Genomic DNA, 21119 nt, shown 5'->3' on the forward strand with positions numbered 1-21119 from the left:
GGCTTACTCCTGAAAGCGCACATAGCCAGCTGGCAGGCCGCCTGAGCGCCCGTCGTCGTCACGCTGCTGGCGAGCCGGACCATTGCCACGGGCGGCCTGCGGGCGATTGCGCGGCGGGTTTGCGACAGTGATGCGCTCGCCCGTGCCGTTGAGGCGGAAGAAGTCCATGAGTTGTTGCAGCTGCTCGGCCTGGCCGCTCATTTCTTCGGCGGTGGCCGCCAGCTCTTCGGAGGCCGAAGCATTCTGCTGGGTCAGCTCGCTGAGCTGGTTCATTGCCGTGCTGATCTGGCCAACGCCGCTGCTCTGCTCGTCGGAGGCCGCCGCGATTTCCTGTACCAGGTCGGAGGTCTTGGCAATCGACGGTACGATTTCGTCGAGCAGGGTGCCGGCGCGCTCGGCCAGGGCCACACTGTTCTTCGCCACTTCGCCAATTTCCTGAGCGGCCACCTGGCTGCGTTCAGCCAGCTTGCGTACTTCGGCGGCAACCACCGCGAAGCCCTTGCCGTGCTCGCCGGCACGGGCCGCTTCGATGGCGGCGTTGAGGGCCAGCAGGTTGGTCTGGTAGGCGATGTCGTCGACGATGCCGATCTTGTCGGCGATGGTTTTCATGGCGCGCACGGTGTCTTTCACCGCCTGGCCACCTTCACCGGCTTCGGTGGCGGCCTTGCTGGCCATGCCATCGGTAACGCGGGCGTTCTCGGTGTTCTGCGAGATGGACGCCGACATCTGCTCCATCGAGGCGCTGGTTTCTTCAACCGAGGCAGCCTGCTCGGAAGCCGCCTGGCTCATGCTCTGGGCGGTCGAGGAAATCTCCTCGGAGGCACTGGACAGCGAGTCGGCAGAGCTGCGCACTTCGGCGATGATCTGCGTCAGGCGCGTGGACATGTTGTTGATCGAGGCCAGCATGCTGGTGGTGTCGTTGGGCTTGACCACCACCTGAGTACGCAGATCGCCTTCGGCGATGCGCGTTACCACTTCAGCGGCATAAGCGGGTTCACCGCCGAGCTGCTTGAGCAGGCTGCGGGTAATCAGCCAGCCGAGCAGGATGGAGATAAGGATGGCGACACCGCCGATCAGCGAGAGCTGCAGGCGCGATTCTTGATAGAGCTCGCTAGCGTCGGCGGCATCCTGATCCATCAGGTCGCTTTGATACTTGATCAGCGCATCAGCCGCCGCGAGCAGCCCGTTGTTGGCCGGAATGATTTCGCTATACAGGTAGGCTTCCGCACGCTCCTGGTCGTTCAACAGCTTGAACATTTCGTCATAGCGTTTGCCTACCTCGCCGCGCGCAGCGTTGACGCGTGCCAGAAACTCCTTGCCCTGGGCCGAGGTGACGGTGCGATCCAGCTCTTCGGTAGCCGCTTTGCGTCGCTCACGGCTGGCCTCTAAATGAGCGAGGTTCTTGCGATCCGTCTCGTCATCGTCGACCAGAATGATGTCGCGAATATAGCGACCCTGATTCAAGGTTTCTTCCTTGATGACGTTGGCCTCGCGGATCTTAACGTAGCGATCCTTGATGATCATGTCATTGGAGTCGTTGATCGCGCTCATGCGGGTCAGGCCCAGCACCAGGGCGATTAGCAGCAACACGATCACGGTGCCGAAACCGAGGCCGAGCTTTGTGGACACACGTAGGTCTTTGAACATGGTTGCTTCCCTCAATGATGCTTGGCTGCCCGGTCAGGCGGACAATGCTTTGTTTCCGTCTGGCAGAGCCGCAATCTCGGCGACCGCAAGGGCGTTTTCGATGGCCAGCAGGATGATGAAATCATCCTCGCGGTGAACCATCGCCTGAATGAAATCACTACGAATCGAATTGCCGAAAGCCGGTACCGGGTTCATTTCCGCCGGGGCGACCTCCAGTACCTCGCTGACGGCATCGACGAGGATGCCGAGTATTTGCGGGGCGTCAGGCTGGGCCACTTCGACGATGATGATGCAGGTGCGGCGGTCAATCTGCGTCTTGGCATGGTTGAAGCGCAGGCTCAAGTCGATGACCGGCACCACCGCGCCACGTAGGTTGATCACGCCGTGCACGCAGCGGTTGGCCATCGGCACCTTGGTGGTACGTTGATATTCAATGATTTCCCGCACGCACAGACCGTCCAAGGCATAACGACGGTCTTGCAGGATGAAGCTCAGATACTGGTGCACCAGCTCTTCACCTGCTGCGGTGGTTAGGTCGCTTGCAGTAGTTACGGCGAGCTCACTCATGGGCGTAGACCTGGGTAGATTCGTGATGCGCGGCACTGCGAGGTGCCGCCAGCCGGTTGAGCAGGCGGGGGATATCGAGAATCAACGCCACCGTGCCGTCGCCGAGAATGGTGAAGCCGCCGAGTTCACTGCAGCCGGCGAAGATCTTGCCGAGGGGCTTGATCACTGTCTGGAACTCGCCGGCCAGTTGGTCGACCACCAGACCTGCGCGCAGCCCGGCCTGACGCACCACCACCACGCTCTCGCGGCGTGGCGGCTGGCTTTCTTCCTCGAACAAATCACGCAGGCGCACGACCGGCAGCATTTGCCCGCGTAGCTCCAGGTGACCGCGTTTGAACGAGGTATCGGCCGGCAGCTCGATGCACTCTTCCACCAGCTCCAGTGGAATCACGTAACCGGCGTGGCCGACGCTGACCAGGAAGCCGTCGATGATTGCCAGGGTTAGTGGCAGGCGGATGCGGATACGTGTGCCCTGGCCAAGGGTGCTGTCCAGATCGATGGTGCCGCGCAGGGCGGCGATATTGCGTTTGACCACGTCCATGCCGACGCCGCGGCCAGACAGATTGCTGACCTGCTCGGCGGTGGAGAAGCCAGGCTCGAAAATCAGTGCGAAGGTTTCCTTCTCCGACAGCGTTTGGCCTTCGCCGATCAGGCCGCGTTCGCGGGCTTTGGCGAGAATCCGTTGGGCGTCGAGGCCGCCGCCGTCGTCACTGACTTCCAGCACGATGCTGCCGGCGTCGTGGTAGGCATTCAGGGAGACCTTGCCTTGGGCAGGCTTGCCACGCGCCAGGCGGGTTTCCACCGACTCGATGCCGTGGTCCATGGCGTTGCGCACCAGGTGGGTGAGCGGATCGGTGATGCGCTCGACCACGGTCTTGTCGAGCTCGGTTTCGCCGCCACTGATGGACAGGGCGATGTCCTTGCCAATCTCCCCGGCGACGTCGCGCACCACGCGCTGGAAGCGGTTGAAGGTGCTGCCGATCTGCACCATGCGCAGCGGCAATGCCGAGTCGCGGACTTCCTCGACCAGCCGCGAGAGCAGCTCGGTGGCTTCGAGCATTTCCGGGTGGCCGCAGTTCTGGGCGGTCATCCGTGCACCGGCGCCGGCGATTATCAGCTCGCCGACCAGATCGATGAGCTTGTCCAGCTTGCCGGCATCGACTCGGATCAGGCTGTTCTCGTTGCTGCGGTTTTCCTTGATCTGCTGCTGCTTCTGCAGCGCCGCGGCGATGACCGGCGGCTGTACCAGACTCTCTTCGACTAGTACACGGCCGATTGGTCGCGGCTCGTCGCGCTCCTGGCCCTGCACCTGGGTTTGCAGAACTTCCTGCAGCTCATTGGCGGTCAGGGTGCCGCAGCGCATGAGAATTTCGCCCAAGCGCATGTCTTCTTCAGGCAGCGCGCGGATCAGCTCCAGGTATTGGTCCGACTTGCTGTTGGGCGGCAGGATGCGGATCAGGCTGTCTTCGCGCACGAACTCGAAGGCGCCTTCGATGGTGGCCTTGTCGGCATCGCTGACGAAGGCCATTTCGAAACCCAGGTAGCAGGTTTCCGGGTCCATTTCGGCGGCGACCGGAATACGGTCGAGCAGCGGCACGATGCTGATGATGCTGCCAAAGGTACTCAGGTAGCGGAACAGACCGAGCGGGTCCATGCCGTTGCGCAGGGTGTCCGGGCCGAAGCGCAGTGACAGATGCCAGTGGTCGGCGCCGACGCCGGTTCCATGACCACGTTCGATCCGCGTGGCAGTGGCAGGTACCGGCTCACTGACCGGTGCTGGCTCCAGATACTGGGAGAGTTGCTCGGCCAGTTGCTGGTGTGCGATCTGGGTTTCGGCTTCCAGGGTTTCCAGATCTGCGCCGCTGTCGACAAGCGCCACCAGCCGCGCCAGGTGATCACCGACCTGCAGAAAGAGCGCAGTCATGTTCTTGTCGAAGCGCAGCTCGCCAGTACGCACGCGATCAAGCACGCTTTCGGCGATATGGGTGAAGGCGACGATGACATCCAGCCCGAACAGGCCTGCCGAACCCTTGATGGTGTGAGCGGCGCGGAAGACAGCGTTTATGGTGTCGGCGTCGTCCGGATCGCTCTCCAGCTGCAGCAGCGCTTCTTCCATCTGCTGCAGCAATTCCTGGCTTTCGGCGATGAAGATCTGCAGCACTTCGTCCATGTTCATGGTGATTACTCGCTTGCCGGCTTGATCAGGATGGGGTCGCCGAAAAAGGTACCCAGCCCGCTCAGTTCGAAGGCCTCGATCACCGCTGGGCTGTGATTGGTAAGGCGCAGATCGCAGTTAATGCGCGCTGCCTCCTGCTTGGCCAGGATCAGCAATTGCAGGCCGGCACAATCCAGTTCGTCGACAGCGCCGAGGTCGAGCTCCACTTCCACATCGCAGGCCAGCGCCTGCGTCAGCAATTGCATGTGTTCGGCAGCGCTGTAAATGGTCAGGCCGCCTTCCAGCGGCAGGATGCGGTAGAGGTTCTCGGCCGGCGCGTCGGTCATGGCAGGATCAGCTTGGACACGGCGGTGAGCATCTGCGCCGGCTGGAAGGGCTTGACCACCCAGGCCTTGGCGCCTGCAGCGCGGCCTTCTTCCTTCTTCGACTCGCCGGCCTCGGTGGTGAGCATGATCACCGGGGTGAACTTGTAGGCAGGCATCTGTTTGACGTTCTTGACGAAGGTGATGCCGTCCATGTTTGGCATGTTCACGTCACTGATGATCAGGTGAACCTTGCGGCCATCGAGCTTGGTGAGTGCGTCCTTGCCGTCGCAGCCTTCGATGACCTGATAACCGGCCCCCTTGAGCGTAATGCTGACGACCTGGCGGATGGAGGCGGAGTCGTCGACGATCAGTACAGTCTTGCTCATGGGTTACCTCAGAAAAACGTGATTTCGGAATCGTTGCTTTTGGCGCTGCTTTTTTCGCCCCGGTGAATATCGTGCTGCTCCGGGGTGGTGTAAGTCTGTGCCAGCTCCTTGAGCCAGCGATCGGTATCCAGCGGTGCGGGAGTTAGGCTCTGCCGGCGCTGGAGGTCGCGCTCCTGAATGTGTGCGTGGAGCTTGTCCTGGTCGGCAGCGATATGGCCGAGCGTCTGGCTGATGCGATCCTGAAACTGCAGCGATACCAATACTTCGGCGATGTCCTGGGCGACGGACTCGCTCTGCGTACGCATGGTTTCGTTGTGGTGAACGATGTCACTGGCGTTCTGGTTGAAGCGGCTGATCACCCCGGCGATAACCTCGCTGGCCTTGTTCAGGGTTGCGGTGTCGGTCTTGGTGTATTCCTGGGAAATATCCAGCGTCTTGTGAATCGCGTCGTTGACGATCACCACGGTTTCGCCGATGCGCTGCCCGGTTTCGCCGGACATCGACGACAGCTTGCGCACCTCGTCGGCAACTACCGCGAAACCACGACCGCTTTCGCCCGCTCGGGCCGCTTCGATGGCTGCGTTGAGGGCCAGCAGGTTGGTCTGCTTGGCGATATTGGCGACGTCTTGCGCCATGTCCTGCAGCTGATCGGTGAAGTTGGACAGCTGGGTGATTTCCTTGAGCAGCGATTCCTTGCTGGCCAGGGCGTCGCGCAGGGCGACGATGATCATGTCCATCTCGTACTCGCAGCTCGACAGCAGCGCCACCAGGCGTTTGCCGGCCTCGCGCTCGGTGCTGCCACCCAGGCTGCTCTGGATGCGCGTAGCGAGCTGAGCGAAACGCTCGCTCAGGGAGCTGATGGACTCCTCGGTGTGGCTGCGGGCGTTTTCGATGTGCTGCGACCACAGCGGCAGCACCTGCCCGCACAACTGCTCGACGCTTTCGTCCGAGCCTGCGTGAGCGGCTTCTAGGCCTTGTAGGTCGGCGGAGGAAGTTTGCGGCGCTTTGTTGAGAGCGCTGAAGATGACTGCGGCGCCAACCAGAACCAGGCCGCCGAGGGTGGGTAGCAGGCCCAGCACTTGTTGCTGCACCAGCACCACCGCGGCGATGCCAGCGACCAGAATCAGCAGTGGAGCGAGGAGGGAGGTAGAGAGGTTACGCATGCAGTGCTCCGTGGTGGACTGTGTACAGACTCCACGGAATAGGCATCAGGCGGGTAGAGCTCCAGCATGGCGACCAAGCATTCCTTTGGATGTCACGAGCATGCATGAAGCATCATCGCTGGGTGCATCGGGCTTGGCTGATATTCGCCTGAGTTTTAGTGCTGTAAAGGTCTAGGGATTTCCTTAGGCTGTCTCAGAATTCATCAAGGTTGATGCAAAGCGAATCAAGTCTGCATTCGTTGAAAAATGCATCTTTTCCATCAGATTTATCTTATGAGTGCTGACTGTCTTGTTACTGATCGTCAATTGCTTGGCGATCTGGTTGACGCTCAGCCCCGCTGCCAAGAGGCGCATGATCTGGAACTCGCGGTTGGTCAGGCTGTCCAGGCCGCTCCTGTTGGCAGGCTTGAGGCTGCTCAGGGCGATTTGTTCGACCAGCTCCGGATCGATGAAGCGATTGCCTGAGCTGACCTTGCGCACGGCGTCCACCAGGGTCTCCGGTGACTGGCCTTTGGTGAGATAGCCGGCCGCGCCGCAGCGCAAAACGCGCAAGGCCAGATGCGGATCGTTGTGCATGCTCAGTATCAGTATGGGCAACTTTGGGTACTGATGGCTGATGCGGGTGACAAGGGCTTCACCACTCAGGCCGGGCATGCTGATGTCGAGCAGCAGCAGGTCCACCGTCAGGCTGCGCAGCTTCTCCAGTGCCTGGGTACCGTCCGCTGCTTCGGTAACGACGCGGATGTCATCGTAGAGCTCGAACAGACGCTTGAGGCCGGCGCGCATCAGCGCATGATCGTCGGCGATCAGCACTTTGATCATCAGGAAATCCTTAAAAACTGCGTGTAGCGGCAATGGCTGAAAGTCGTGAACTGCTCGCCGAGGTGCATATCGCCCCCGCTAGCGCAGCCAAGCCCTTGTTTTGAAAGTAATCCACCAGTGCATTGAACACTCTTCGCAAGGCACTTTTAATAGTAGTCGGTGCTTTACATGCCGCTTCGCTGACGCGGTTGCAATTTTTGCAAGCGTTGTGCCTGTATGTCGGCAGCCCGGACGGGAAATGTAGTGAGTATCGATGGGGCTCTGGTGTTACCCATGAGTCGTCTGTCGTCAGATGATTTCTGACGGTGCGATTGTGGATAACGGCACGTCGAATCCTGTGCAGATTCCACGAAACGGGCTCCCGGGATCACCAGGGCCCGCCAACGTATCGTCCGCCTGCTATGAGCCGTACTGAGGCTCGGCAGTCGGCAGCATCAGCTGTTTGGCAGCAGACGGCAGGTCAGGCTCTTGATATAGCGGGTTTCGCCGATGGCTGGATGCACTGGGTGATCCGGGCCTTGGGCGCCGCGCTCGAGCAGTTGGATGTTGCGATCCAGATGACGTGCGCTGGTCAGCAGGATGTTCTGCAGGTTGTCTTCTTCCAAGTGCATGGAGCAGCTGGCGCTGACCAGGATGCCGTCCTTGTTGAGCAGGCGCATGGCGGTCTCGTTGAGGCGGCGGTAGGCCGCTTCACCGTTCTTGATGTCCTTCTTGCGCTTGATGAAGGCAGGTGGATCGGCGATCACCACGTCGAAGCGTTCTTCGGCGGACTTCAGTTCGCGCAGGGCGGCGAACACGTCGCCTTCCACGCAGGTGACCTTCTCGGCGAAGCCGTTGAGCGTGGCGTTACGCTCCACGCCGTCGAGGGCAAAAGCCGAGGCGTCCACGCAGAACACTTCGCTGGCGCCAAAGGCTGCCGCCTGCACGCCCCAACCGCCGATGTAGCTGAACAGGTCCAGCACGCGCTTGCCCTTGACGTAGGGCGCCAGACGCGCGCGATTCATGCGGTGGTCATAGAACCAGCCGGTCTTCTGGCCTTCGATCACCGGCGCTTCGAACTTCACGCCATTCTCTTCCAGGGCGACCCACTCCGGCACCACACCGAAGGCGGTGTCAACGTAGCGCTCAAGGCCTTCGGCGTCGCGGGCGGCGGAGTCGTTCTTGAGCAGAATGCCGGTGGGTTTGATCACCTGGATCAGCGCTGCCAGCACGTCTTCCTTGTGACGCTCCATGGTCGCCGAGGCGAGCTGCACCACGAGGATGTCGAAGAAACGGTCGACCACCAACCCCGGCAGCAGGTCGGAGTCGCCGTACACCAGGCGATAGCAGGGCTGGTCGAACAGGCGCTCGCGCAGGCTCAACGCTACGTTGATGCGGTGTACCAAGAGGGACTTGTCCAGCACGTGCTTGACGTCGCGCGACAGCAGGCGCGCGCAGATCAGGTTGTTCGGGCTCAGGGCAACGATGCCCAGCGGCTTGCCGCCGGCGGCTTCGAGGATCGCCTGATCGCCGGCCTCGAAGGCATTGAGCGGCGTGACGGCTACGTCGATCTCGTTGCTGTAGACCCACAAGTGGCCGGCGCGCAGGCGTCGGTCGGCGTTGGCTTTCAGGCGCAGGCTGGGCAGGGACATGATGGGCTCCGTCGTGAAAAACGCGCATTCTAAACGAGGAGCCCGGCGGGCGCTTGGTAGCTGTCGAAAAGTAGCTGGCGAAAAAGCGCTGCCTCAGGCTACCAGGGCGTCTATCAGCCTCCCATTGAAGGCCGGAAGATCATCCGGCGTACGGCTGCTGATCAGCTTGCCGTCGACCACCACTTCCTTGTCCACCCAGTTGGCGCCGGCGTTCTTCAGGTCGTCGGTCAGCGATGGGTAGCTGGTCAGCGTTTTTCCTTTAAGCAGGTCGGCCGTGGCGAGAATCCAGGCGCCATGGCAGATCACGGCAATCGGTTTGTTGGCTTTGGCGGCATCCTTGACCAGCTCCACGGCCATTTCGTCGAGGCGGATGGTGTCGGCATTGACCACGCCGCCGGGCAGTACGATGGCGTCGTAATCGTCGATCCTGGCGGTATCGAAGGTCTTGTCGACGGTGAAGGTATCGGCGGGTGTGGTGTGGTTCCAGCCCGTCACCTCTCCCGGTTTGCTGGAGAGGATCTCTGTGCGGGCGCCAAGCTCTTCGAGCGCCTTCTTGGGGGCGGTCAGTTCAACCTGCTCGAAGCCGTCGGTAACCAGCAGGGCGACACGCTTGCCTGTGAGGGACTTGCTCATCGAATACACCTCTCTGAATATGCGGAGTGAGCATTATTCGGGGCCTGCTGAACAGTGAAGTTCAGGCCAGGCGACGACCTGCAGATTTGTTCTGTAACCGTTGGCTCAAAAGTCATCACGCACAGGGTAGACTGCACGCTCAATCACCTTTTGCCTCGTCGCCTCCATGGATAAAGAACTCTCCGCTGAGCAGATTCAGACGTTTCTGCAAGGCATCAGCGTGCCGCCGCAACCGCAGATCATGGTGGATCTGCAGTTCGAGCAGTACATGCCCAATCCGGATCTGAAAGCTATCGCGCGGCTGATCAGCCAGGATCCGGGGCTGTCCGGGGCGTTGCTGAAAATCGTCAATTCGCCGTACTTCGGCCTGGCCAACCGCATCGGCTCGATTCAGCGGGCGGTCAACCTGCTGGGCAGCCGTTCGGTGATCAACATGGTCAACGCCCTGTCGATCCGCGGCGAGATGACCGACGAGACCATCGTGACCCTGAACCGCTTCTGGGACACCGCCCAGGACGTGGCCATGACCAGCCTGACCCTGGCCAAACGCATCGGTTACGAGTCCGTGGATGAGGCCTACACCCTGGGCCTGTTCCACAATTGCGGCATTCCGCTAATGCTCAAGCGCTTTCCCGATTACATGGCGGTGCTCGAAGAGTCCTACGCCAATGCCAGTGCCGAGCAGCGCGTAGTCGATACCGAGAACCGCCTGCTCAACACCAACCACGCTGTGGTCGGTTACTACACTGCCAAATCCTGGAACCTGCCTCTTCATCTGTGTGATGCCATTGCCAATCATCACAACGCGCTGGCCATCTTTACCGATGACAACGACCGTGATGCACAGCTGAAAAACCTGCTGGCAATTCTCAAGATGGCCGAGCACATCTGCCGCAGTTATCAAGTGCTGGGCAATCAGGAAGAAGATCACGAGTGGCAGAGCATTGAGGCGCTGATCCTCGATTACGTGGGGCTCTCCAGTTATGACTTCGAGAACCTACGTGAAAGTATCCGCGACCTAGGCGCCGCCTGAGTCGCCGTCCCTAATCCGTTTCGAGCCCACCATGCCTGAATTGCCAGAAGTCGAAACCACCCGCCGTGGTATCGCGCCCCATCTAATTGGTCAGCGCGTCAGCCGGGTGATCGTCCGTGAGCGGCGTTTGCGTTGGCCGATTCCCGAGGATCTGGATGTGCGGCTGTCCGGGCAGCGTATCGAAGCGGTCGAGCGCCGCGCCAAGTACCTGTTGATAAAGGCAGAAGTCGGTACGCTGATCAGCCACCTGGGCATGTCCGGCAACCTGCGTCTGGTCGAGGCCGGGCTGCCGGCGGCCAAGCACGAGCATGTGGATATCGAGCTGGAGTCGGGGTTGGCGCTGCGCTACACCGACCCGCGGCGCTTTGGCGCCATGCTGTGGAGCGAGTTGCCGCTGGAGCACGAGCTGCTGGTGCGCCTGGGGCCCGAGCCGCTGACTGACCTGTTCGATGGCGAGCGCCTGCATCAGCTGTCGCGTGGCAAGGCCGTGGCGGTCAAACCGTTCATCATGGACAACGCCGTGGTGGTTGGCGTGGGCAACATTTACGCAACCGAGGCGCTGTTCGCTGCCGGTATCGACCCGCGCCGCGCCGCCGGTACGGTGTCGCGGGCGCGCTACGTGCGTCTGGCGCAGGAGATCAAGCGCGTGCTGGCCCATGCCATCGAGCGGGGCGGCACTACGCTGCGTGACTTCATCGGCGGCGACGGCCAGCCCGGCTATTTTCAGCAGGAGCTGTTCGCTTATGGCCGTGGCGGCCAGTTCTGCAAGGTCTGTGGCAACACCCTGCGCGAGGTGAAGCTGGGGCAGCGGGCCAGCGTGTATTGTCCGAAATGTCAGCGATAAGCCGTTTCATCCGATAACGTGACCACTTGTTCAGCGATTGACGGCCATCACGCGACAATCGCCAGAGCGCTGTTATAGTTAGCGGCATCGCCCGTATACCTCTGAAGGATCGCCCCATGAAACTGTTTCGCTCTTGCGCTGCTGTTCTGGCGCTGACTGCTGCCTCGCTGGCGCTGACCGCCAATGCGCAAGAAGTGCAGCAGAACGCCAGCGGTGACCCGCTCTATACCGTTCAGGCCCCGGATGGTTTTGCCATGATCGGTGACCTGCTGATCGCCCGCCCGCTGCTGATCGGCGCTACCGCCATCGGCGCAGCGGCTTTTGTGGTCTCTTTGCCGTTCTCGGCCATGGGTGGCGGTATCGGCGCCGCCGGTCGTGCGCTGGTTGTCGAGCCGGGCAAGGCGGCTTTCGTGCGCTGCCTGGGTTGCACCGGTGATGGCTACAACCAGCGCCAGTAATCGCGCATTTCGCCAAATAAAAAGCCCCTCGGTGAGGGGCTTTTTATTTGGCTGCCGTTTTTATCGATTGGCTTGTACCGCGCTGTTGCCAACGCCACGTGGATCGCTGGCCGCTTCCACTTCGCCGCTGACCTTGTTCCAGCGCAGCACCTGCCCGTTGCCGTATTGCCGCTCAACCTTCTTGAGCCTATAGCCGCGCGCTTGTAGTTCGGCCACTTGCTTCACGCTGAAGGTATCCGGCTCGTGCTCGATAACGTCCGGCAGGTACTGGTGGTGATAGCGCGGCACGGCCGGCCAACTGGCGATGGGCTGGCCATCGAGGTACTGCAGAATCGACAGCAGTACCATGCTCGGGATGCGGCTACCGCCTGGCGTGCCGAAGCTGGTGAGTTCGCCTGGGCTGTCAATGAAGGTCGGGCTCATGCTCGACAGCGGGCGCTTGCCGGCGGCGATGGCGTTGGCGTGGCTGCCGGTCAGGCCATAGGCGTTGGCACCTGCCAGGTCGGCGGCGAAATCATCCATCTCATCGTTGAGCAGTACACCGGTGCCAGGCACTGTGAAGGCGGCGCCGAACGGCAGGTTGATCGAAAGCGTGGCGCTTACCGCGTTGCCGTCGGCATCGAGTACCGTGAAGTGGGTGGTGTGGTCGCCTTCCTTCCAAGTGCCGGCCGGCGGCAACTCGCTGCTCGGCGTGGCGTGGTACGGGTCGATACTACGGCTCAGGCGTTGCAAATAGTCAGGGTTGAGCAGGCGAGCGGCAGGGTTTTCGACGAAATCCGGGTCGCCCAACAAGCCGCGGTCGCGATAAGCCCGGCGCAGGGTTTCCACCACCAGATGCGTGCGCTGCACTGGTTCAGCTTCGCGCCAGGGCAGGTGCTGCAGCATCAACAGGCTTTGCGCCAAGGCCACGCCACCAGCCGAAGGCGGCGGCGAGCTGATCAGCTCGCGGCCTTCGGCCAGCGGTACGCGAATCGGTTGGCGATTCACGGTGCGGTAGTCGGCCAGATCCTGCAGCGTCCAGATACCGCCGGCCGCTTTGACGCCAGCCACCAAACGCTCGGCCAGCGGGCCTGTGTAGAAACCATCACGGCCGTTCTGTGCCAGTGCTAGCAAGGTAGCGGCCAGTTCGGGCTGGCGTATCAGTGCGCCTTCTTCCGGGACTGTGCCGTCAGCGAGGAACAGCCTCGCGGTCTCTGCGTCGTCGCGCATCGCGGCCAGGCGCATCGTCGCGCGATCGCGATACACGCGGTCGACCGGGAAGCCCTCACGCGCCAGGCGAATGGCCGGCGCCAGGCTGTCGCGCAGCGGCAGTTTGCCGTGATGCTCGGCCAATTCGACCAGTGCGGTAGGCAAGCCCGGAATGGCGGCTGCGAGTGCGCCATCGCGGGAAAGCGCCGGCTGTACCTGGCCATCGCGGCGATAAAGATCGGCATGGGCCGCGCCTGGAGCGCGTTCACGGGCGTCGAGAAAGCCGTAGCGGGCGTCGGCGCTGCGCAGCAGGAAGAAACCGCCGCCGCCAAGGCCGGAGCCGTAGGGCTCGACCACGGCGAGCGCGGCGCTGATGGCGACGGCGGCGTCGAAGGCATTACCGCCCAGCGCCAGGGTTTCCTTGCCAGCGACCGTGGCAGCAGGGTGGGCGGTAGCAATGGCGCTGCTGCCCGGACGTTCGACGGCTTGCAGGCCGAGGCTGAGCAGCAGAAGCAGCGCGCCAGAGAGGGCGCGCAGGGAATCGAGGCCGCGAAGGTGGCGGCGCACTATCAGGCCTTGCCGGTGAGGGCTTTGTACTTGGCCAGCAATTGTTCCTTGCTCTCGACATTGTTCTCGTCGAGGGGGATGCAGTCCACGGGACAGACCTGCTGGCACTGCGGCTCGTCGTAATGGCCAACGCATTCGGTGCACAGGTTGGGGTTGATCACGTAGATCTCCTCACCTTGGGAAATCGCCGCGTTCGGGCACTCTGGTTCGCAGACGTCGCAGTTGATGCAATCGTCGGTAATGATCAGGGACATTAAAGGCAAGCTCCTGCCGGGCTGCGGCCGCGACACAGTCAAACGGAAACAGACTGTTGAAAACTATCTACGTTGCCATCGCGGCGTTAAAAATAGGCTCAAAATGCTCATGTACTATTCGTACACTCCGCTTTTTCGCCTGTTTTTGCCTTGCACTGGCTGCCTCGATCACGTTTTTCAACGGCCTGCTAGCCGCGATTGTGCCGGATTGTCACCGTCAGCGCACGCCCGCGCGCTATATGGCGCTCAGGCATGTCGGCGTTGCCGGATCAGCGGTTCTTGAAACGCTCGGTCAGCGCATCGGCCACGGCCGGGTGCACGAACTTGCTGATATCTCCATCCAGGTTGGCGATTTCTCGCACCAAGGTAGAGGAAATAAAGGAGTACTTTTCCGACGGGGTGAGGAACAGGCTTTCCAGCTCCGGCGCCAGTTGACGGTTCATGTTGGCCAGCTGGAATTCGTATTCGAAATCCGACACCGCGCGCAGGCCGCGCAGCAGCACGTTGGCACCCTGTTCTTTGGCGAAGGAAGCAAGCAGTGTGGAAAAACCGATCACTTCGACGTTAGGCAGGTGCTTGGTGACTTCCCGAGCCAGCTCCACGCGCTGCTCGAGAGAGAACAGCGGGTTTTTCTTCGGACTGGCGGCGACCGCGATGACCACGCTGTCGAACAGGCGCGCGGCGCGCTCGACCAGGTCGCCGTGCCCCTTGGTGATGGGGTCGAAGGTGCCTGGGTATAACACTCGGTTCATCGTGACGTCCTGGCAGGCGCGTTAGGGAGTCGGATGGTAGCGCAGCACCCCCGCGCGGGCCAAGTCGGTGGTCCGTCCGGGAGTCGGATGTGGGCGTTAATCGCGCCGTGCTTCAGCGGATGAACAGCTTGTAGACCAGTTTCTGCAGCGCCTTGCCGTAGGGCGGATAGATCAGCCGGGCGAGGTTGAGACGTTGTTTGATGAGTACGCCCTTGGCCTTGCTGAAGGTAAGAAAGCCCTCGTGGCCGTGGTAGTGGCCCATGCCCGAGGTGCCAATGCCGCCGAAGGGCATGTCGTCCTGCGCCACGTGCATCAGCGTGTCGTTCAGGCATACGCCGCCGGAGTGACTGTGGTGCAGCACATGCTGCTGCTCGCTGCGGTCGTAGCCGAAATAGTAGAGGGCCAGCGGCCTTGGCCGAGCGGCGATGTAGGTCAGGGCGTCGCTCAGTTGCCCATAAGGGACGATAGGTAGCAGGGGCCCGAAGATCTCATCCTGCATGACGCGCATGCTGTCATCGACATTCAGTAGCAGGGTCTGCGGCATCCGCCGCTGCGCACCTTCGGCGATCAGCTCGATGACCGTCGCGCCCTTGTCACGGGCGTCGCTCAGGTAATCACTCAGGCGTTGGTGCTGGCGAGCGTTGATGATGCTGGTGTAGTCCCGGCTGCCGTCGACCTGTGGATAAAAGCGTTGGACTGCCTGGCGGTAAGCGTCAACGAACCCGTCTACCCGATCATGGGGTACCAGAACGTAGTCGGGTGCCACACAGGTTTGCCCGGCGTTCAGGGTCTTGCCGAAGGCGATGCGCTCGGCTGCGTCGGTCAACGGCACGTCGGCCGATACGATGGCGGGGGATTTACCGCCCAACTCCAGCGTCACTGGTGTGAGGTTCTCGGCTGCCGCGCGCATCACGTGGCGGCCAATACTGGTGGCACCAGTGAACAGCAAGTGGTCGAACGGCAGCTTGGCGAACGCCATACCGATTTCGGCCTCGCCCAGCACCACGCCAACCAGATCCTTGGGGAAGATGCTGGCCAGCAGTTCCTTGAGACGTTGCGATGTCCGGGGCGTGGCTTCGCTGAGTTTGAGCATCACCCGGTTGCCGGCGGCCAGCGCACCGACCAGCGGGGCGATGGCGAGAAACAGCGGGTAGTTCCACGGCACGATGATGCCGACCACGCCGAGCGGCTGGTAGATCACCCGCGCCGATGCCGGCATGAACGGCAGGCCGACATGTCGCCGCGACGGTTTCATCCAGCGGCGCAGGCGTTTGCGCGTATAGCGGATGCCCTGCACGGTGGGCAGCATCTCGGCGAGCAGTGTTTCATCGGCGCTGCGGTTGCCGAAGTCCTCACTGATGCAGCGAATCAGCGCGTCCTGATCTCGGAGCAGGGCTGCCTTGAGGCTGACGAGCCAGGCGATACGCTGCTCGGCAGATGGCATCGGGTTGGCCATGAAGGCCTCGCGCTGCGCATGGAAACACTGTTGCAGCGCAGTAATCGCCTGCTCGTGCGGGTCTGAAAGGGTGACCATGCCGCTGTCCTTTACGAACTCACCGGGAGCTGCTGTATACCGCGTTCAATCGTCTGTAGCCATTGCGGGATACGTCGCTCCAGATAATAGCCGGGCCGGCGCAGCGAGCCGTCGACGAAGCCGACATGGCCGCCCTTGGCATGCAGCTCGAAGGTGATGCAGGCCGCCAGTTCAGTGGCCTCGGGCAGGCTATGGGGGTAGACGAACGGGTCGTCGCTGGCCTGGATCATCAGTGTTGGCGTCTGGATGCGGCTCAGGTAGTAGCGGCTCGACGAACGCCGGTAATAGTCGTCAGCGTTTTCGAAACCATGCAGCGGTGCGGTGATGCGTCCGTCGAAATCCCAGAAGGTGCGCATGCCATCCAGCGGGCCGAGTTTTTCCAGAATGGACAGCCGATCGGCTTGGCCCTGATGGGCGAACAAGCGCTGTTTGTCCTTCACGTAGGCCACCATGGCGCGCATGAAGTGCGCCTGATAGACCCGCGAAAAGCCGATGCCGATACGGTCTGCACATTGATCCAGGCGAAACGGCACCGATACCGCGGCGGCGCTTTGCAGCCCGCTGTCAGCGCCGCTTTCGCCCAGGTACTTGAGCAGCACATTGCCGCCTAGTGAGTAGCCGACGGCATAGAGCGGGGCCATAGGGCGTTTGGCGTGCAGGTGGTGAACGGTCTCGGCGAGGTCTTCGCTGGCGCCGGAGTGGTAACCGCGCGGCAGCAGGTTGGGCTCGCCCGAGCAGCCACGCCAGTTAAGCGCCACGCTGGCCCAGCCCTGGGCAGCCAATTGGCGTTGCAGGCCGAGCACATAGTGGGAGTTGGATGAGCCAGTCAGGCCATGCAGCACCAGCACCAACGGCGCTTGCGCGTCGTGTGGGCCGTGCCAGTCGAGATCGAGAAAGTCGCCGTCTGCCAGCCACAGGCGCTCGCGTTGCCGCTCAAGTGCGGGTGGGCGGCGGCACAGCGAGCCCCACAGGGTTTGCAAATGCGGGCCCGGCAGCCACCAGGCAGCCGTGAAGAGCGATCGGCCGTTCATCTGTTGGGCCGTCACACTGACTACCAGCCTAACTCGTCGGCCAGCGATTGCGCGGCAGATCGGCTGTTCAGCAAGGGGATCAGCGCGTCGATCAGCCGCTCGCGGTGCCGTGGGTTGACGCTGTAGTCGTCGAGAAAGATGTCCTCACCTGCACTGTTCCAGACGGCGTCGAATGTGGCGAGGCAGGCGATCATCTGTTCCAGGCTGTCGAATAGCGGTGCGGGCTGCCAGCTGCCGCCACCATGGCGGTCGTGCAGTACCTTGCCACTACTTGTCTCAAAGATGAACGGGTCACCACCCTGGTCGGCAACCGCCAGCCAGTCGTCATGCCAGTCGGTCAGGCGCTCACCGCTGATGCCATGCCAGCGGTAGCCGGCCTGCATTCTCCATAAGCGAGCCAGAGCCGGGATGAAAAACGAATTGCCAGCGGTGGCCAGGTTGCAGTTATCGGGGCCGATATCGCGGTAGAACCTGGCGATATCGGCAGGCAGGGGGATTTCACCCTGCCAGTCGGAGGCCTCTTGTGCACGCAGCTCCAGGCCTTGCTGGACCAGCGCATTGCGCAAGGCCAGGATGAGCTCAAGCATCACGGCGTTCCCAAAGTGCGTAATGCACCTGCCCGGCCTTCTGCTCGCGGTGCAGGCGCCAGTTGCCGGGCATGCCCAGGCTGGAAAGCACCTGTTCGCTCTCGGTGTAGACCCAGGCATCGTCGGCCAGCCAGCCGCGCTCTTCCAGTAGTGTGCAGGCGGGCAGCAGCAAATCCTGGCTGAACGGAGGGTCGAGGAACACTAGATCGAACGGCGTGGCCGGCTGGCCCTGCAGGTAGGCGAGAGCATCGCTCTGCAGCACCTGGCCGTTGTCGCAGTGCAGGGTCGCAAGATGGCCGCGCAGGCTGGTCACGGCTGCCGGGTTGAGGTCCAGCGCCAGGGCACTGCCGGCGCCGCGCGACAAGGCTTCGAGAAACAGCGCACCACTGCCGGCGAAGGGGTCGAGCACCTTGGCGGCTTCGACGTAAGGTGCCAGCCAGTTGAACAGGGTTTCGCGCACGCGATTGGGCGTCGGACGCAAACCATGGGCCATCGGGAAGCTGAACTGGCGGCTGCGCCATTGGCCGGCAATGATGCGCAGCTGCCCGTCGCCACCATGGGCGACGGGCGCTTTGCCGGAAGTCGGTCTTCTGGCCATCAGTGCTCCGGAACGCCAGCGGGCTGTTCAGCCGGCTTGTCTGTGGGTGGTGGCAATTCCTTCTGCGCGACCGTTGGCCCGGCACTGACGATCACCAGGGCCTCGGGATCCAGGTGTTTGGCCATGGCGGCCTTCACCTGCTCGACGCTGAGCGCCTGCACCTGGCCCATGAAGTCTTCCAGGTAGGTCAGCGGCAGGTCGTAGAAACCGATGGCGCCAAGCTGGCCGACGATGGCCGAGTTGCTGGCTGTGGACAGCGGGAAGCTGCCGGCCATTTCGCGTTTGGCGGCGTCCAGTTCTTCCTGGGTCGGGCCGTTGGCGATGTATTCGCCGAGCAGGTCCTTGACCAGTTGCAGGGTGCCTTCGCTGAGCTCGGCGCGGGTCTGCAGGTTGATCATGAACGGGCCGCGCGCCTGCATGCCGGTAAAGCCGGAGTACACCCCATAGGTCAGCCCGCGTTTCTCGCGCACTTCGGTCATCAGCCGGGTGCCGAAGCCGCCACCGCCGAATACCTGGTTGCCCAGATAGAGCGCGGCGTAGTCCGGATCGTTACGGTCGATACCCAGCTGAGCGATCAGCAGGTGCGTCTGGTTGGACGGGAAGTCGATATGGGTCAGACCGGGTTTCGGCGCTTCGGGCTCGACGGTCTTCGCCAGTGCCGGGCCTTTGGGCAGCGCGGCGGACACTTCGGCAGCCATCGCTTCGGCTTCTTCACGAGACAGGTCACCAACCAGGGCGATCACCGCGTTGCCAGCGGCATAGGCCTTGGCATGGAAGGCCTGCAACTGCGCGCGGCTGATGCCGGGAACCGACTGCTCAGTACCTTCGCTCGGGTGGCCGTAGGGATGCTTGCCATACAGGCGCTCGAACAGCTCGAGGCTGGCCAGCTTGCCTGGGTTCTGCTTCTGAAACTCGAAGCCAGCGAGGATCTGGTTCTTGATGCGCGCCAGGGAGTCGGCCGGAAAGGTCGGTTGGCCGATCACCTGCTCGAACAGCTTCAGGGCCGGCTCGCGTTGCTCGGCGGCGCTAAGGCTGCGCAGGCTGGTAACCGCCATGTCGCGGTAGGCACCATTGCCGAACTCGGCGCCCAGGCTCTCGAAGCCGGCGGCGATGGCACCGACGTCCTTGCCGGGCACGCCTTCATTGAGCATGGCATTGGTCAGCACCGCCAGGCCCTGCACGTCACCATCCTGGCTGCTGCCGGCGGCGTAGGTCAGGCGCAGGTCGAACATCGGCAACTCGCGGGCTTCGACGAACAGCACCTTGGCGCCTTCTGCGGTTTGCCAGCTCTGGATGTCCAGCTTGCGGCGGGCGGGTTCCTTGCCGTCCAGCTCGGCCAGTGACTGCAACTGGCTGTCGTCGGGTTGCGTGGCCTGGGCCGCAGGCTCGGCAGCGTCCGGTGCGCGTTTGACGGTAAAGGCCAGGGCTGCCAGCAGGGCGATCAGGAACAAGCCCAGCAGGGCATAGCGCGGGCCGTTGCGCTTACTCATCGCGCTTCTCCTCGGGCAGAACATGGGCGACGCTGAGGCGATCGCGGGTGAAATAGGTCTTGGCAGCGCTCTGGATGTCGGCTGGGGTCACGGCTTCCAGTTCGGCCAGCTCCTGGTCGATCAGCTTCCAGGACAGGCCGACGGTTTCCAGCTGGCCGATGGAGGTGGCCTGGCTGCTGATCGAGTCGCGGTCATAGACCAGCTCGGCGATTAGCTGGGCACGTACGCGGGCCAGTTCTTCGGCCGACGGCGCGGTGTTCTGCAGATCCCGCAGTTCGCGCCAGATGCCGGCTTCAGTCTGTTCGAGGGTCTTGCCAGTCTGCACGTTGGGCGTCGCGGAAATGGTGAACAGGCTGTCGCCGCGGGTGTAGCCGTTGTAGCTGGCGCCCGCACCGGACACCAATTCTTCGCCGCGCTCCAGGCGGGTGGCTAGGCGCGCGCTGTAGCCGCCGTCGAGCAGAGCGGCGATCAGGCGCAGGGCGTGCACGTCACGCGGGTTTTTAGCTGTCGGCAGACCCGGCACGTTGAAACCCATCATCAGGGTAGGCAGCTGGGTCTTCAGATGCAGGGTGATCTGCCGCTCGCCGGGCGCTGCCAGTTCCAGTGGAATCTTCGCCGCCGGCACCTCACGCTTGGGGATCGCACCGAAGTACCGCTGAGCCAGGGCTTTCACGGCCTCCGGGGAGACGTCGCCAACCACCACCAGCGTGGCGTTGTTCGGCACGTACCAGGTTTCGTACCAGTGACGCAGCTCCTGCACGCTCATGCGGTCGAGGTCGGCCATCCAGCCGATGGTCGGAATGCTGTAGCCGCTGGCCGGATAGGCCATGGCCTTGAAGCGCTCATAGGCGAGTCCCAGCGGCTTGTCGTCGGTGCGCAGGCGGCGTTCTTCCTTGATCACCTCGATTTCCCGCACGAACTCTTCCGGCGGCAGGCGCAGGCTGGCCATGCGGTCGGCCTCCAGCTCGAAGGCGACGCCCAGGCGGTCGGCGGCCAGCACCTGGTAATAGGCTGTGTAGTCGTCGCTGGTGAAGGCGTTCTCTTCGGCGCCCAGGTCACGCAGCACCAGTGAGGCTTCACCGGGGCCGAGCTTGCGGCTGCCCTTGAACATCATGTGTTCCAGGGCGTGGGACAGGCCGGTCTGGCCGGCAGTCTCGTAACTGGAGCCTACCTTGTACCAGACCTGCGAGACCACCACGGGGGCGCGGTGGTCTTCGCGGACAATGACCTTCAGGCCGTTGTCGAGGGTGAACTCGTGGGTGGGTTGCGGTGCCGCGGCCTGAGCCCCAAAGGGCAGGGCGCAAACGGCCAGCAGCAGGCCGGCGAGATGGCGGGCAAGTGAACTGGACAAACCTCTCTCCTCGTTGAACCACGCGGGCGTGGGATTGCGCTCGAAATGAGCGCTGTGCAGCGTAGTCGTCGCAGGCCGTCAGGACGGTCGCATGGCTTAGCC

General features: G+C 62.6%; 21 protein-coding genes. 3 read left to right on the forward strand and 18 right to left on the reverse strand.

Annotated features, from left to right (window positions below; genetic code table 11):
- Positions 1-3: 3 nt before the first annotated feature.
- From BUC40_RS20920 to BUC40_RS20960, 9 genes are all read right to left on the reverse strand, one after another.
- The gene (locus BUC40_RS20920) at positions 4-1647 is read right to left on the reverse strand and encodes a methyl-accepting chemotaxis protein (protein ID WP_073268457.1); all 1644 of its coding nucleotides are present in this window, start codon (positions 1645-1647) and stop codon (positions 4-6) included.
- A gap of 33 nt (positions 1648-1680) precedes the next feature.
- Positions 1681-2214 carry a chemotaxis protein CheW gene (locus tag BUC40_RS20925; protein ID WP_073268459.1) on the reverse strand — a complete coding sequence of 178 codons (534 nt, stop codon included), beginning with the start codon at positions 2212-2214 and terminating at the stop codon, positions 1681-1683.
- Entirely contained in the window at positions 2207-4390 is a 2184-nt protein-coding gene (locus BUC40_RS20930) for a chemotaxis protein CheA (RefSeq protein WP_073268461.1), read from the reverse strand. The genes BUC40_RS20925 and BUC40_RS20930 overlap by 8 nt, the downstream gene beginning before the upstream one ends.
- 5 nt (positions 4391-4395) lie before the next feature.
- On the reverse strand, positions 4396-4716 hold the full coding sequence (locus tag BUC40_RS20935) for an STAS domain-containing protein (RefSeq protein ID WP_073268463.1): 321 nt from the start codon (positions 4714-4716) through the stop codon (positions 4396-4398).
- Positions 4713-5081: a response regulator gene (locus BUC40_RS20940; RefSeq protein WP_073268465.1), complete on the reverse strand. Its 369-nt coding sequence runs from the start codon at positions 5079-5081 to the stop codon at positions 4713-4715. The genes BUC40_RS20935 and BUC40_RS20940 overlap by 4 nt, the downstream gene beginning before the upstream one ends.
- Before the next feature lie 8 nt (positions 5082-5089).
- On the reverse strand, positions 5090-6244 hold the full coding sequence (locus BUC40_RS20945) for a methyl-accepting chemotaxis protein (RefSeq protein ID WP_073268467.1): 1155 nt from the start codon (positions 6242-6244) through the stop codon (positions 5090-5092).
- A gap of 183 nt (positions 6245-6427) precedes the next feature.
- Complete coding sequence (locus BUC40_RS20950; protein WP_073268469.1) at positions 6428-7066, reverse strand: response regulator; 639 nt, start codon at positions 7064-7066, stop codon at positions 6428-6430.
- 434 nt (positions 7067-7500) lie between these two features.
- Complete coding sequence (locus BUC40_RS20955; RefSeq protein WP_073268471.1) at positions 7501-8697, reverse strand: class I SAM-dependent rRNA methyltransferase; 1197 nt, start codon at positions 8695-8697, stop codon at positions 7501-7503.
- A 93-nt stretch (positions 8698-8790) separates the two neighbouring features.
- Positions 8791-9330 (reverse strand): type 1 glutamine amidotransferase domain-containing protein, encoded by a 540-nt coding sequence (locus BUC40_RS20960; RefSeq protein WP_073268472.1) that lies wholly within the window; start codon positions 9328-9330, stop codon positions 8791-8793.
- A gap of 166 nt (positions 9331-9496) precedes the next feature.
- On the opposite strand from BUC40_RS20960, the gene BUC40_RS20965 reads away from it, so the two are divergent.
- The 3 genes from BUC40_RS20965 to BUC40_RS20975 all read left to right on the forward strand — a co-directional run bounded on the left by BUC40_RS20965 (position 9497) and on the right by BUC40_RS20975 (position 11665).
- Positions 9497-10363: an HDOD domain-containing protein gene (locus BUC40_RS20965; RefSeq protein ID WP_073268474.1), complete on the forward strand. Its 867-nt coding sequence runs from the start codon at positions 9497-9499 to the stop codon at positions 10361-10363.
- A gap of 31 nt (positions 10364-10394) precedes the next feature.
- Complete coding sequence (mutM, locus tag BUC40_RS20970; protein ID WP_073268476.1) at positions 10395-11207, forward strand: bifunctional DNA-formamidopyrimidine glycosylase/DNA-(apurinic or apyrimidinic site) lyase; 813 nt, start codon at positions 10395-10397, stop codon at positions 11205-11207.
- A gap of 116 nt (positions 11208-11323) precedes the next feature.
- Complete coding sequence (locus BUC40_RS20975; RefSeq protein WP_073268478.1) at positions 11324-11665, forward strand: multidrug transporter; 342 nt, start codon at positions 11324-11326, stop codon at positions 11663-11665.
- A 60-nt stretch (positions 11666-11725) separates the two neighbouring features.
- Here the strand turns inward: BUC40_RS20975 and ggt are convergent, their stop codons facing one another.
- From ggt to BUC40_RS21020, 9 genes are all read right to left on the reverse strand, one after another.
- Positions 11726-13420, reverse strand: a complete 1695-nt coding sequence (ggt, locus tag BUC40_RS20980; protein WP_083593657.1) for a gamma-glutamyltransferase — start codon at positions 13418-13420, stop codon at positions 11726-11728.
- Between the two features lie 2 nt (positions 13421-13422).
- Positions 13423-13674, reverse strand: a complete 252-nt coding sequence (locus tag BUC40_RS20985; RefSeq protein ID WP_073268480.1) for a YfhL family 4Fe-4S dicluster ferredoxin — start codon at positions 13672-13674, stop codon at positions 13423-13425.
- 269 nt (positions 13675-13943) lie between these two features.
- Positions 13944-14426 (reverse strand): pantetheine-phosphate adenylyltransferase, encoded by a 483-nt coding sequence (gene coaD, locus BUC40_RS20990; RefSeq protein ID WP_073268483.1) that lies wholly within the window; start codon positions 14424-14426, stop codon positions 13944-13946.
- A 112-nt stretch (positions 14427-14538) separates the two neighbouring features.
- Positions 14539-15960 (reverse strand): coniferyl aldehyde dehydrogenase, encoded by a 1422-nt coding sequence (locus BUC40_RS20995; RefSeq protein ID WP_073268485.1) that lies wholly within the window; start codon positions 15958-15960, stop codon positions 14539-14541.
- An 11-nt stretch (positions 15961-15971) separates the two neighbouring features.
- Positions 15972-16991: a hydrolase gene (locus tag BUC40_RS21000; protein WP_073268487.1), complete on the reverse strand. Its 1020-nt coding sequence runs from the start codon at positions 16989-16991 to the stop codon at positions 15972-15974.
- A gap of 20 nt (positions 16992-17011) precedes the next feature.
- Entirely contained in the window at positions 17012-17578 is a 567-nt protein-coding gene (locus tag BUC40_RS21005; protein WP_073268489.1) for a hypothetical protein, read from the reverse strand.
- Positions 17571-18176, reverse strand: a complete 606-nt coding sequence (rsmD, locus tag BUC40_RS21010) for a 16S rRNA (guanine(966)-N(2))-methyltransferase RsmD (RefSeq protein WP_073268491.1) — start codon at positions 18174-18176, stop codon at positions 17571-17573. Before rsmD ends, BUC40_RS21005 begins: the two co-directional genes overlap by 8 nt.
- Positions 18176-19666: a M16 family metallopeptidase gene (locus BUC40_RS21015; protein WP_073268493.1), complete on the reverse strand. Its 1491-nt coding sequence runs from the start codon at positions 19664-19666 to the stop codon at positions 18176-18178. Before BUC40_RS21015 ends, rsmD begins: the two co-directional genes overlap by 1 nt.
- Positions 19659-21017 (reverse strand): M16 family metallopeptidase, encoded by a 1359-nt coding sequence (locus BUC40_RS21020; RefSeq protein ID WP_073268495.1) that lies wholly within the window; start codon positions 21015-21017, stop codon positions 19659-19661. The genes BUC40_RS21015 and BUC40_RS21020 overlap by 8 nt, the downstream gene beginning before the upstream one ends.
- Positions 21018-21119 lie beyond the last annotated feature (102 nt).

The sequence above is a fragment of the Phytopseudomonas punonensis genome (genome assembly GCF_900142655.1).
GTDB classification, from domain to species: domain Bacteria; phylum Pseudomonadota; class Gammaproteobacteria; order Pseudomonadales; family Pseudomonadaceae; genus Aquipseudomonas; species Aquipseudomonas punonensis.

Bases quoted from the DNA above. Each gene is read 5' to 3' on its own strand.
- BUC40_RS20945 (WP_073268467.1), bottom strand. From the start codon at position 6,244: ATGCGTAACCTCTCTACCTCCCTCCTCGCTCCACTGCTGATTCTGGTC.
- BUC40_RS20925 (WP_073268459.1), bottom strand. From the start codon at position 2,214: ATGAGTGAGCTCGCCGTAACTACTGCAAGCGACCTAACCACCGCAGCA.
- mutM (WP_073268476.1), top strand. From the start codon at position 10,395: ATGCCTGAATTGCCAGAAGTCGAAACCACCCGCCGTGGTATCGCGCCC.
- BUC40_RS20920 (WP_073268457.1), bottom strand. From the start codon at position 1,647: ATGTTCAAAGACCTACGTGTGTCCACAAAGCTCGGCCTCGGTTTCGGC.
- coaD (WP_073268483.1), bottom strand. From the start codon at position 14,426: ATGAACCGAGTGTTATACCCAGGCACCTTCGACCCCATCACCAAGGGG.
- BUC40_RS20950 (WP_073268469.1), bottom strand. From the start codon at position 7,066: ATGATCAAAGTGCTGATCGCCGACGATCATGCGCTGATGCGCGCCGGC.
- BUC40_RS20985 (WP_073268480.1), bottom strand. From the start codon at position 13,674: ATGTCCCTGATCATTACCGACGATTGCATCAACTGCGACGTCTGCGAA.
- BUC40_RS21005 (WP_073268489.1), bottom strand. From the start codon at position 17,578: ATGCTTGAGCTCATCCTGGCCTTGCGCAATGCGCTGGTCCAGCAAGGC.
- BUC40_RS20960 (WP_073268472.1), bottom strand. From the start codon at position 9,330: ATGAGCAAGTCCCTCACAGGCAAGCGTGTCGCCCTGCTGGTTACCGAC.
- BUC40_RS21000 (WP_073268487.1), bottom strand. From the start codon at position 16,991: ATGAACGGCCGATCGCTCTTCACGGCTGCCTGGTGGCTGCCGGGCCCG.
- BUC40_RS20965 (WP_073268474.1), top strand. From the start codon at position 9,497: ATGGATAAAGAACTCTCCGCTGAGCAGATTCAGACGTTTCTGCAAGGC.
- BUC40_RS20935 (WP_073268463.1), bottom strand. From the start codon at position 4,716: ATGACCGACGCGCCGGCCGAGAACCTCTACCGCATCCTGCCGCTGGAA.
- BUC40_RS20995 (WP_073268485.1), bottom strand. From the start codon at position 15,960: ATGGTCACCCTTTCAGACCCGCACGAGCAGGCGATTACTGCGCTGCAA.
- BUC40_RS20955 (WP_073268471.1), bottom strand. From the start codon at position 8,697: ATGTCCCTGCCCAGCCTGCGCCTGAAAGCCAACGCCGACCGACGCCTG.
- BUC40_RS20930 (WP_073268461.1), bottom strand. From the start codon at position 4,390: ATGAACATGGACGAAGTGCTGCAGATCTTCATCGCCGAAAGCCAGGAA.
- BUC40_RS20975 (WP_073268478.1), top strand. From the start codon at position 11,324: ATGAAACTGTTTCGCTCTTGCGCTGCTGTTCTGGCGCTGACTGCTGCC.
- BUC40_RS21015 (WP_073268493.1), bottom strand. From the start codon at position 19,666: ATGAGTAAGCGCAACGGCCCGCGCTATGCCCTGCTGGGCTTGTTCCTG.
- rsmD (WP_073268491.1), bottom strand. From the start codon at position 18,176: ATGGCCAGAAGACCGACTTCCGGCAAAGCGCCCGTCGCCCATGGTGGC.
- BUC40_RS20940 (WP_073268465.1), bottom strand. From the start codon at position 5,081: ATGAGCAAGACTGTACTGATCGTCGACGACTCCGCCTCCATCCGCCAG.